At 41.6% G+C, this 11,340-nt stretch carries 11 protein-coding genes and 1 rRNA gene; 2 read left to right on the forward strand and 10 right to left on the reverse strand.

Going from position 1 to position 11,340, the window contains the following annotated elements:
* The 4 genes from HX743_RS04255 to HX743_RS04270 all read right to left on the reverse strand — a co-directional run.
* A 16S ribosomal RNA gene (locus HX743_RS04255) occupies positions 1-217 on the reverse strand; the annotation flags it as partial.
* Positions 218-675: 458 nt separating this feature from the next.
* Positions 676-1,758 (reverse strand): DUF6670 family protein, encoded by a 1,083-nt coding sequence (locus HX743_RS04260; RefSeq protein WP_104853049.1) that lies wholly within the window; start codon positions 1,756-1,758, stop codon positions 676-678.
* Positions 1,759-1,798: 40 nt separating this feature from the next.
* Entirely contained in the window at positions 1,799-2,623 is an 825-nt protein-coding gene (pssA, locus tag HX743_RS04265; RefSeq protein WP_004976213.1) for a CDP-diacylglycerol--serine O-phosphatidyltransferase, read from the reverse strand.
* Positions 2,624-2,666: 43 nt separating this feature from the next.
* Positions 2,667-3,524 (reverse strand): 23S rRNA (adenine(2030)-N(6))-methyltransferase RlmJ, encoded by an 858-nt coding sequence (locus tag HX743_RS04270; RefSeq protein WP_178318588.1) that lies wholly within the window; start codon positions 3,522-3,524, stop codon positions 2,667-2,669.
* Between the two features lie 116 nt (positions 3,525-3,640).
* On the opposite strand from HX743_RS04270, the gene HX743_RS04275 reads away from it, so the two are divergent.
* Both HX743_RS04275 and HX743_RS04280 read left to right on the forward strand, forming a co-directional pair.
* Positions 3,641-4,243, forward strand: coding sequence for a 2OG-Fe(II) oxygenase (locus tag HX743_RS04275; RefSeq protein ID WP_178318589.1), 603 nt, complete (start codon positions 3,641-3,643; stop codon positions 4,241-4,243).
* An 86-nt stretch (positions 4,244-4,329) separates the two neighbouring features.
* Positions 4,330-4,857 carry a hypothetical protein gene (locus HX743_RS04280; RefSeq protein WP_178318590.1) on the forward strand — a complete coding sequence of 176 codons (528 nt, stop codon included), beginning with the start codon at positions 4,330-4,332 and terminating at the stop codon, positions 4,855-4,857.
* Positions 4,858-4,926: 69 nt separating this feature from the next.
* Here HX743_RS04280 and HX743_RS04285 read toward each other — a convergent pair whose 3' ends face one another.
* From HX743_RS04285 to HX743_RS04310, 6 genes are all read right to left on the reverse strand, one after another.
* The gene (locus HX743_RS04285; protein WP_178318591.1) at positions 4,927-5,184 is read right to left on the reverse strand and encodes a DUF2789 family protein; all 258 of its coding nucleotides are present in this window, start codon (positions 5,182-5,184) and stop codon (positions 4,927-4,929) included.
* 179 nt (positions 5,185-5,363) lie between these two features.
* Positions 5,364-5,612, reverse strand: a complete 249-nt coding sequence (locus HX743_RS04290) for a DUF2789 family protein (RefSeq protein ID WP_096901745.1) — start codon at positions 5,610-5,612, stop codon at positions 5,364-5,366.
* Positions 5,613-5,880: 268 nt separating this feature from the next.
* Positions 5,881-7,092 (reverse strand): YeeE/YedE family protein, encoded by a 1,212-nt coding sequence (locus HX743_RS04295; RefSeq protein ID WP_178318592.1) that lies wholly within the window; start codon positions 7,090-7,092, stop codon positions 5,881-5,883.
* Between the two features lie 239 nt (positions 7,093-7,331).
* Positions 7,332-8,318 (reverse strand): malate dehydrogenase, encoded by a 987-nt coding sequence (locus HX743_RS04300; protein WP_104853045.1) that lies wholly within the window; start codon positions 8,316-8,318, stop codon positions 7,332-7,334.
* Positions 8,319-8,522: 204 nt separating this feature from the next.
* Positions 8,523-9,170, reverse strand: coding sequence for a ribonuclease I (locus tag HX743_RS04305; RefSeq protein ID WP_178318593.1), 648 nt, complete (start codon positions 9,168-9,170; stop codon positions 8,523-8,525).
* Positions 9,171-9,276: 106 nt separating this feature from the next.
* Complete coding sequence (locus tag HX743_RS04310; protein WP_178318655.1) at positions 9,277-11,163, reverse strand: lytic transglycosylase domain-containing protein; 1,887 nt, start codon at positions 11,161-11,163, stop codon at positions 9,277-9,279.
* Positions 11,164-11,340: the final 177 nt, after the last annotated feature.

An 11,340-nucleotide genomic window follows, 5' to 3' on the forward strand; every position in this document is an offset into this window, starting at 1 on the left:
AGCGCAAGGTCATAAAGATCCCCTGCTTTCTCCCGTAGGACGTATGCGGTATTAGCATCCCTTTCGGAATGTTGTCCCCCACTAATAGGCAGATTCCTAAGCATTACTCACCCGTCCGCCGCTAGCTCAGTTACCGAAGCAACCTCGCCCGCTCGACTTGCATGTGTTAAGCCTGCCGCCAGCGTTCAATCTGAGCCATGATCAAACTCTTCAGTTAAAATCATTTTGAAGCTTTAATCTAAACTTCCAAATCTGGCTCATCAATTTTCTGACTTAAATTTCGCTCAAATAAACTTCGAGTAATTTAAACCAATCAATCAATGAAATATTTTCGATCGATCAATCAGTAAAAATCCACACAAGTTGTTCTTCATAATCTCTTAATGATCTTCTCGATGCTTCGTCAGCATCAAGCTAGGTCGGCTATATTACGCTTTATTTCTAAAGTGTCAACTGGTAATTTAAATTATTTTAAACTTTCTTTCTAAAACCCAACTCAATCATTCTTAACCAAGTCATTGTTTTATCAGAAGTTTTAATCTTCATCACCGCCGATGGATGTGCATTATAGGGCAAATATTTCGCCTTGCAACCCCTCTTTTTAAGTTTTATCAGTTTTTTAATCCAAACGGTTAATTATTCAGCAAAATACTTCACTTTTCCACAAAATACTGTTTATTTCTTTTTCTTGATCATAAAAGGTTCAGGATTCATAACTACATCTGGCATTTTTTCTGGCTGATCATGTTCCTGCCATTTCAGTGCGCGGCAGTCGATATATTCACAATAGCCTCCTTCTCCTTGTTGTTGATCTCCATTTATAGCCAACTGATATTGAAAACTTCCGACATAACCTGCTGCAGCCCCAAATTTAAAATCACCACGACTCTGCGCCTGTAAATGAATTGAGGTGCCATCTTCATCTTGATAACGCCATTCAAACTCACGTGGCAAATACATACACTGACCTGTTGGCGTTTTTACTTTTGGATAAACCCGTTGAATATTAAATTGTACTTGCCCATCAAATACCCGAGTTTGCTCCGTGTTCGCATTTCGCAGATAGATTCGAGATTGTAAAATTCGATTCAACACATCACGACTTTGTAGCAATATCATTTGTTGCTGATGATTCAGATTAATCACTTGATAGCAAAAAAATGCCACAGCGAAATAAGGAAACTGGATTGAGCGGGCAAACTCAAAACTACCCAATTGCTCAATCTGAAAATGCTGATCTTTATAGCGTACACTTCCCTGACACTGACACAGCAAAGACCAATGTTCTGCCAAATTCATTCGCAATTTAGTGAAATATGAAATTGTAGAGCTTGTGGTGATCTTTAAATCAAAGCTAAGTTCGCTATCTTCACGTTGAATATGAAATTGCGGAAAGTGTCCAGTAATGCGCTCTTTATTGGCAAACTGAAAATACTCTGCAGTAAATACGCAATCATGTTGTATTGAATAATGATTGGACTGCCCCACCATGTGTGGGCTGCTACTACAAAGAATACTGGCTGTGTCTAAAGCTGAGGTTGTAATCACATTTTCAGGGCGCAGCATTGCGGTATTTAGGCTGCCCAATAAACCAATAAAGTTGAGATAATGTAAGGGTGCAGGCAAATTAGGAAGAATTAAGCCCTGATAGATAAATTTATAATGATGTTTTGGGGCGTGATAAGGCAGTTTGGCGGTTGCCGCAGGAGTTTGATTGAGTTGTTTGGAACGATCGAGAAAATCTTGAAACAGCTGCATATCAAACTCCTTGTGAGTTGATGCTTTTATGAAAGCTTAATTAACTCACTGCATTTTTTCTTGCCATAAAAGTGGTCACAAAACCTGAAAGTGCATAAATAATTGAAATCACTAAAATTCCAACAGGAATATTATAAGTCATGGCTGCAAGGATAAATACTGCGATTGGCAATACAAAAAACGGCACACGCTTACGATCAAAGGTTTTAAATGAATAATATTTAATATTGGAAATCATCAACAATCCTACTGCAATAATAATCACAGCATTGAGGATTTGTAGACCAATTTCACGAATATCATACAGTTCAGGAAAATCCCGTCCTACCCAAACCAGCGACACGATAATCAGCGCAGCCAAAGGACTTGCAACACCAATAAAGTAGCGTTTATCGACCACACCAATTTGCACATTAAAACGCGCCAAACGGAATGCGGCACAAGCCGTATAAACAAAGCAAGCCGCCAAGCCGATACGACCTAAATCATGCAAACTCCAGCTATACATAAGAATGGCAGGTGCAACACCAAAGGCGAGCATATCGGATAATGAATCAAACTGTTCGCCAAATGGACTTTGCGCACCAATCGCACGTGCCACACGACCATCTAAACCATCAAACAATGCTGCTAGAAAAATGGCATAAATCGCTTGGCTAAATTCGCCATTCATACTGGCAATAATGGAGTAAAAACCCGACAGCAAGGCTGCCGTGGTAATCAGGTTTGGCCACAGATAGATACCACGACGTTTCACCTTTTGCCCTTCACGGGTATGTTCTTCTTCCACCACTTCAAATGTAATTCCGTCATGCTCAAGATCACGGGAACTATATTCTCCTTCGGGTTTGGATGTGTTTGTCATTATTTTGTGTCCTAACTGTAACCTGAACGTCTATTTAAATTTTTTATTCGCCAACTAACCAACGCACTGCAGCATGTCCACCATGTTCTTGCATACGCAAGTGCGGGAACAACCATTGCAGGGCTTCATCTGCATCTTCAGAGAATTTCCATGGTGGATTAATCACCAATAAACCACAACCGTTTAAGCCCACAGGAGTATCGTCAGGCCACACACAAATTTCACAAATGAGTTGACGGCGAATCCCTGTTTTAAACATTTTCTTTTCAAAACGTTCAATCATGGCGCGGTCTTTAATTGGATACCACACCGCAAATACGCCTGTTGGCCATTTTTTATGTGCAGCTGCCAATAATTCAACCAACTGAGGGAAATCTTTACGTTCCAATTCATACGGTGGATCAATCATCACCAAACCGCGTTTTTCTTTTGGTGGAATGACGCCCAATAAACCTTCGTAAGCATCACGCTCATGTAAACCTGCGCGTTTGTCACGAATGTTATGACGCAATTGCTGGAATACATCGCGCTGCATTTCAAAAATAGTTGCTTTGTCGATGTCACGCATAGCTTGTAAAGCAAACCATGGCGAACCGGGATATGCACCTTGCCCATCCGTTTCACGCATTGCTTCAACCAGTTTTAAATACTGCTGTACGCCTTCTGGTGCCTGACGTTTGATTGAATCATCTAGTTTCACTAAACGATGAATACCATTTAAAAATTCGCCCGATTTTTGTGCAGGTGCTAAAGATAAGTCATATTTACCCGCACCGCCATGTGTATCGACATAGCGATAAGGTTTATCTTTGGCATTTAAACGTGTCAAAATTTGCAGCAATAAAACATGCTTCATGACATCGGCAAAGTTGCCCGCATGGAAATGGTGACGATAATTCATGTTTGGTTCATTCCTAAAATCAACCGACATTTTAGCATGAAAAAAAGTTTCATTCAGGAGCTTGTATTCCTCTAAAATAATCAGCTTGTCTTGCATTTTGTCTGAGTATCTATTTTATGGACGCCACACTGCTTCCAAAATCTTGGAATATTGATCAAATTCTTGAAGATTTAGATCTGCATGGTTTTGCCATGTTGGATGATGCCTATTCACCTGAATATCAACAACAAGTTCTAGCAGAGTGTAGTCAAAATTTAGATCAATTTCGTGAAGCAGCCATACAAAATGGTGTGGTCAGCAAAATTCGCAGTGATCATATTTTATGGATTCACGAAGATTTAAGCATTGCACAACAACATACCCAAACTCTTTTGGCTTTGGCCGAACAATTCAATCAGGCATTTTATTTAGGGATTCGTGAGGTCGAAGCGCATTTTGCCAGTTATCAAGCAGGTTCTTTTTATGCCTTGCACCGCGATAACCCACAACAAAAAAATGATCGGGTGATTTCTGCAGTCTATTATTTACATCCTGAGTGGCAGACAGATTGGGGTGGACAACTACGCTTACAAGACAAACATGGAGCATGGCAGATTATAGAACCACGCCCAAATCGGATTGCAATTTTCCAAAGTGATTTATTGCATGAAGTTTTACCTGCAACACAGCAACGTCTTTCCATTACCGCATGGCTCCGCAGCGTCAATCAACTTTGGTAAAGATAGACCGCATTTTTCAGATTATTGGCTTTAAAACTGTAAATTTGCCCCGATGTAGAGCAAATATTGCTATCAGGAATTCACCCATGCGCAACTCGACTCAACAGATTATTCAACGTATTGGGGAAACTGACCAACTTTTTTTACAAGGCAATACGCCTGAATTGGCATTAGAACGTGCCGATTTACGCTTACAATTGGTGAGTTTGAGCGAGTTACGCCAAGAACAGATTTACTTTTTGCAAGAAGCCATTGTGCTGTTGGAACAGGGTCGGATTGAATTTGAAGAAATGCCGTTGACGCTATATATCAACTTGTCTTTGCATTTAGCCAAAGCCTATATGATGTATTTTGAGCTGACCCGCGATGCAAAATACGCCTTAATTACCCAACAAATTTTAAAAGCCATGACTCATTATGTACATGGAGATATTTTCTTTTTCTTGGCTTATGCCAGCGCCAGTAAAAATGAAAGCGCACTGTGTCGCCACTGGTTAGGTAAGTACAGTAAAACTGCCGAATTTGATTTGGAACTCTTACAAATTCACCCTGCTTTTAACGCCTATCAAACCGAAGTCTGGTTTAAACAAATTCTCAAAAGCAGAATGCATTAAAAAAACGCCTCAGAACGTTCTGAGGCGTTTTTTTATACTAAAAATATTAAAAATGATAATGACTTGAACCTAAACAGCTTGTAAACGATAAGCATCTAAATGTAATTGTTGATTGAATTCATCAATCCAAATGGCCCAATCATCGTCTTGTACCAAATGACTGATTAAAAATTCACGTTGTGATTTATTCCAAAACGGCGCTTCATGTAAATTAATATGTGCAGGTAATTGATGCGTACGTACATACAATTCAATGGCTGCAGGGCTGCTGGCTAAACCGAGTTGGCTGAATAACATGGCTAATGATGGAGTATTTTGCATGAGCACCTTGCCCCCTTTTATTAGTTTCGTTGTAATTCCTTATTCAACCAACTTATAACAATTTGTATAAAAAACCCAGTCTTCCGACTGGGTTTGTTGTATCTTTTTGTGAGCACGCAGTTTACTGGCTCTTTTTAGATGAAAAGTATTTGATTTAACTTAAAAACTTTTAACTTAAATACCGATTAAACACTCGGATGTTGATCACTATGTAATTGCTCATTTAAGGTTTCAATCACAATGGCCCAGTCATCATCTTTTTTCCAATGGCTTTGTAGAAATTGACGCTGACCCTCTGTCCAAAATTCAGCACAGTGTAATTTGGTTTCTGCGGGCAATTGATGTTCACGAATAAATTGATCAATTGCAGCATCATCTGCATCTAGACCCAATTGTTGAAATAGCAGTTCTAAAGTTGGTTGTTGATCAAACATGACATCCTCCTTTAACTCTTTCTGTAATTAAGATGACTGTAACTCGCTTTATAAAAGCATTCAGCAGCAGCCGAGTTGCAGCATGTTATTTTTTGTACAACACAACTGTTTCTGTGCAAGTTTCAAAGCATGCAATACAAGTAAGAATGAATCAAAAATTGTTGATAAGAATCATGTCGGATGTTTAGCTTAAAGCTGTAAAGAGACTACAAAATAAAAAAGCCAGTCAAAATTTACGCTGACTGGCTGAATAGGTTTAGTTTTGAATTTAGCAACCTGTTAATTTTTCAGGTTGTGGCTTTTCACTTGGAAAGAAAATTGGGCGCAGTTTTACACCAATCGCATTCCCCATAAAAGCAAATACCAACCACAACCAACCATGCACACTTCCTGAAGCTATACCGCTGAAGTAAGCACCGATATTACAACCGTATGCTAAACGTGCGCCATAGCCAAGTAATAGGCCACCAACAACTGCTGCAACCAGTGAGCGACGTGGAATATTAAAGTTAGGCGCAAACTTGCCTGCCAAACTCGCTGCAAGCAAAGCACCGAGCATGATGCCAAAATTCATCATCGAGGTAATGTCATGCCAAAGTGAATTGGCCAGAGCTTTAGCATTACCAGGTTGTTGCCAGTAATCCCAAGCACTCACATCCATTCCTGCAAAGGTCGCCACTTTTGCTGCCCAAACTGCAAGCGCAGAGGTTACACCCCACGGACGACCTGCCAAGGCCAAGGTAGCAAAGTTAAGCAGGGTTAAAATAATGCCGCCCCAAATCAACGGCCAAGGGCCTTTCAAGAAACGCTTCCAGCCGTGCTGCTGACTTTGTGGCTCTGCCTCTAAACTGCCATGGCGTTTCTTTTCAACCCATACTGTCACGGCTGCAATTAACGCAAAAATAACGAAACTCAACAGCAGCGCAGGAATCACCCCAAAGCTTTCTACAATAGAAATGGGTGCTAAATGTGGTAGGTTAAACCACCAATCCAAATGTGATGTTGCAATCAACGAACCTAAGCAAAAGAAGAATAAGGTCACCAACATGCGGGCACTACCACCGCCAACGGTGTACAAAGTACCTGAAGCACAACCGCCGCCCAATTGCATACCAATACCAAAAATAAAGGCACCAATCATGACTGACATGGAAACAGGATTTACATTACCTTTGACAGGATTTCCAAATAATTCACCTGCGCCTAAGGCAGGAAAAAATAGCAATACCGCCAAACCCAACATAATCATTTGGGCACGTAACCCACGCCCGCGCCCTTCTTTAATAAATACGCGCCAGCTAGAAGTAAAGCCAAAAGAAGCATGATACAAGGTCATCCCCAAAGCACCGCCAATCAAAAATAACAGCGCTTGATTCAGACCAACAATTTGATAGGCACCCAAGGTACCCACAATTAATAAGATAAAAGCCACCCAAACCGAAACATTCGATCTTTGGGAAGCAGCAACAATAACAGACATGGAAGAGAGAATTTGAAAAAGGAAACCCGCGTATTCTACGCAATTTCCCCTACGCTGTTGGGCTGACTGCTTATTTTATCGCAGATAATTCATTCTTACATTTGATAAAAAATATAAGGTAATTTGATTCATAAGTCTTATTTTTATCAGAAATATGAACATAGAAAATAAAAGGCCAGTCAATAAAATTGACTGGCCTAACTCGTAACCGAGTTTTTAATTTAATCTAGAAGATTAAATTATTTAAGCATGTCAGCAATTGCTGCGCGCTCTTCTTCAAGTTCATTTAACGTGAAGTTGATACGCTCACGGCTGAACTCGTCGATTTCAAGACCTTGAACGATTTTGTACTCGCCATTTTCGCAAGTTACAGGGAAACCGAACATTACGCCTTCAGGAATACCGTAAGAACCATCAGAAGGGATACCCATAGTTACCCATTCGCCGTTTGTGCCAAGCGCCCAATCACGCATGTGGTCAATTGCAGCGTTTGCAGCAGATGCAGCAGAAGATAAACCACGTGCTTCGATGATCGCAGCGCCACGCTTACCAACTGTAGGAAGGAATACGTCTTTGTTCCATTCAGCATCGTTGATTTTGTCTTTTAAGCTTTCTCCATTTGCAGTTGCAAAACGGTAGTCAGCATACATTGTTGGAGAGTGGTTACCCCAAACTGTCATTGTTTTGATGTCAGAAACAGCAACGCCAGCTTTTTGAGCAAGTTGAGTTAACGCGCGGTTGTGGTCAAGACGTAACATTGCTGTGAAGTTTTTCGCTGGAAGATCTGGAGCAGATTTCATTGCGATGTAAGCATTCGTGTTCGCTGGGTTACCAACAACTAGAACTTTAACATCACGGCTAGCAACTTCGTTAAGTGCTTGACCTTGACCAATAAAGATTTCACCGTTTACTTTAAGAAGGTCAGCACGCTCCATACCAGGACCACGTGGACGAGAACCAACCAATAACGCGTAGTCAGCATCTTTAAATGCCACTTTAGGATCATCAGTACCGATCATGCCAGCCAATAATGGGAAAGCACAGTCGTCAAGTTCCATCATTACGCCTTTAAGCGCAGCTTGAGCTTTCTCAAAAGGAACTTCTAATAATTGAAGGATAACTGGTTGGTCTTTACCCAACATTTCACCGCTAGCGATACGGAATAATAGGCTGTAACCAATTTGACCAGCAGCGCCAGTAACGGCAACGCGAACAGGTTGCTTCATGTAATTATCTCCAATTGAGAGGATAGTCAATGCGATTAAATAGCTGTTCTATCTAATCTTAATAATCATAAACGCGAAAGATTGTACTCCAATCATTCAGCGGATGCATGCAAAAGCGCATCAAATTCCACAAAAGTCTGATAGAAAATATGAATAAAATTTCTCAAAAAGCTTAAAATTCAGAAATTACAGTCACCTAGCAAACTAGTAAGAACCTTTAATGACAAACTGATTCGGGCAATTTGATTCAATCGCTGCACCGCACTGCTTATAGCGTCCTGCGGTGTTATAACAAATTTTGATTTCAGTTAAATAACTTTTACCCTGATGGTTAGAGCACTGAAAATGCACGCTTTTTGATGACATACCTGAATTGGACTTGAGAAACAAACTCCGTAGTTGTGACAATTGCACCGTCTGCGTGTCTTGGCCTGTCAATACCGAAGGCACGTTCATCCGATCAGCATTGTTAATGATCATACGGAAATACTGACTGGCATTCATGGGCACACAACCACCAATGGCTTGCCACAATTGTACCCGTGCTGCTTCATCAGGCATGACCCGCGCCACCACTTTGGCTTGTAAAGGTGGCAACTTTGCCGATGATTGAGTGCTACACTCGCGCGCAGCAACTTCAGGATATAAGCCTTCAATATTCAGTGAGTAGCCTTCTAAACATTTACGCTTTTTGCTTTTGCTCGAATCGATTAAACACACGGCGGGCGTCATTTGCACGGACATCACATAGCCTTGCACGGGGGCAGAAAATGTATTTTGCGTACACAAAACCAAAGCTGTACCACTCAAACCGAGCAATGTAACTTGAATTGGCTGTAAAACTGTACTCATCCACATTTTCAATGCTTCAGCCCCCTAAATTCTTATACACCCAATGACTCACGCATCTATATATCAACACGCATGATCATCTAACTGTATCACTTGTAACATTTTCCTAAGGTGTATTCCGAGATGGAATATGTTGCATACGGCTACTCATTGATTGTCCACCCTGCCCCAACAGCACACCATAGTGCGTGGCATTGGTCATGACATGCTTGACATAGTCACGTGTTTCTAACAGTGGAATACTCTCAGTATATTGGTCTGCAGCAATCGCCTGAAACTCGGGCTGCCAACGGCGTGCACGGTTCGGGCCTGCGTTGTACCCTGCTGTGGCCAGCACAGGACTATTGCTTAATTGTCGCTGAATGGTCGACAAATAAAATGTGCCATAACGAATATTGGTATTCATATCACTTAACGCGGCAGGATTATAAGTTTCACCCATTTGTCGTGCAACCAAACGTGCCGTGTCTGGCATAATTTGCATGAGTCCACCTGCGCCGACATGCGAACGTGCAGTGGTATTAAAACGGCTTTCCTGACGCATCAATCCATAAGCCCAAGCAGGGTCAATACCTGCATTTTGACTGTGGCTCACAACATAATTACGATGTGGCATAGCATAACGGTAACTATAGTTGTGCTTATTCACAGTACGATCTGCTGCATAAATGGCACGATCATACCAACCCATATCGGTTGCACGTTTAGCCGCTGCCAAAATCAAGCCATCATCTTGTCTTAAATACGCCTGACGCACCGCCCAGTTCCATTCACGATTGACATAATTGGCAGGTGCATTAATTTCACGCAAGGCAAAGGCACGGTTAAAGTGAATATCCTGATTTAAACGCTGTAAATCATTGGTTGTCGGCTGGCTATTTACTGGAATGGCATTGTAACGCTGCCCAAGACGATCTTTCGCCAACAGGTTGTGATAATCATCACCCTGCGCCAGTTTTTTATAAATATTTTGTGCACTACGTTTCGACGCTGCATCATTGCGTTGTTCTGAAGCACGTGCCAACCAATATTGCCAACGATCTTCCTGTTTTTGAGTCACACTCATGCTGTCTACAGCACGAATCACACTTTCCCATGCGCCAAAACGAATCGCCTGACGGGCATAAATTTCTGCTTCTTCGGGACTAAAAGGTAAGCCATAACTGGCATCTAAGGCATTTAACACTTCACGGTTAAAATTGTTCTTCATGACTGTAGTGCCGCCAATATATCCCACAGCACGATATAAGGCTTTTTGTACCGCTTCTGGCGTACCTTCTACACTGCGTTTTAGTGAAGAAAGTGCCGAGTTTAAATCGCTATCGGCTAAACGTCCGATCGCATAGATAAGATAGGCATGGTCTTCATTGCTTGCTTTAGGCGCAGACCACAAATAATTCAGTGGATTGGCTTGAATACTGTTCAATTGTGCCAAACTGATATTCATACCTAAACTTTGGGCAGTCGCTAAAGCGAGTCCTGACTGCCCTGCACGCAATTGTGCCCATAAGCGTTGCTGTTTATCTTGCTGAGTCATTAACGGACTCGACAGCATCATCCGCCCCAAACCTGTACAAGATTCAGGTTGCGTATTGGTATTCAGCCACACATCTTTAAATTCTGCGACCACCAAAGGATCACCCGAACGGGTACGGACTTGTGCTATGGCACAGCTTTCGGCCTGATCAGCATTACTCACATAGGCAAGCACAGGTTGTGCACTGCTAAAATCGGCCTGTTTCACTTTTTCTTCGATGTAATCTGCTGCGAGTTTTTCTGCCATCGCTGATTGTGGATGGCGCTGTGCAAACTGAACAATTGCACTGGCAGGTTGCATGCCCAAATTGGTGTTCAATGCCCAGTATTCAGGATAGTAGCCCAAAACATCATTTTGCATGGCATATTGATACTGCTGCAATAAATCGACATCACCTGAATTGGCTGCACGCAGTGCATCATTAAACTGTTCATTTGCGGCATGCGTACCCGTCATCACGGCAAGCGAAACCAGACTTAGCACAAGCTTTTTCGTTAATTTATTATTTTGTTTCATCATTTGCAGCATTCGCTTGCCTTCAGTCATTTACTTCTGCCTCGAGATCCGCATCCAATCATTCAGCTTAGTTTAATTAGTCTAGAACCCAAGTTGTGTTCTGTTATGTAACCTTAT

The organism is Acinetobacter sp. Swhac1, from assembly GCF_013390985.1.
GTDB lineage: Bacteria > Pseudomonadota > Gammaproteobacteria > Pseudomonadales > Moraxellaceae > Acinetobacter > Acinetobacter towneri.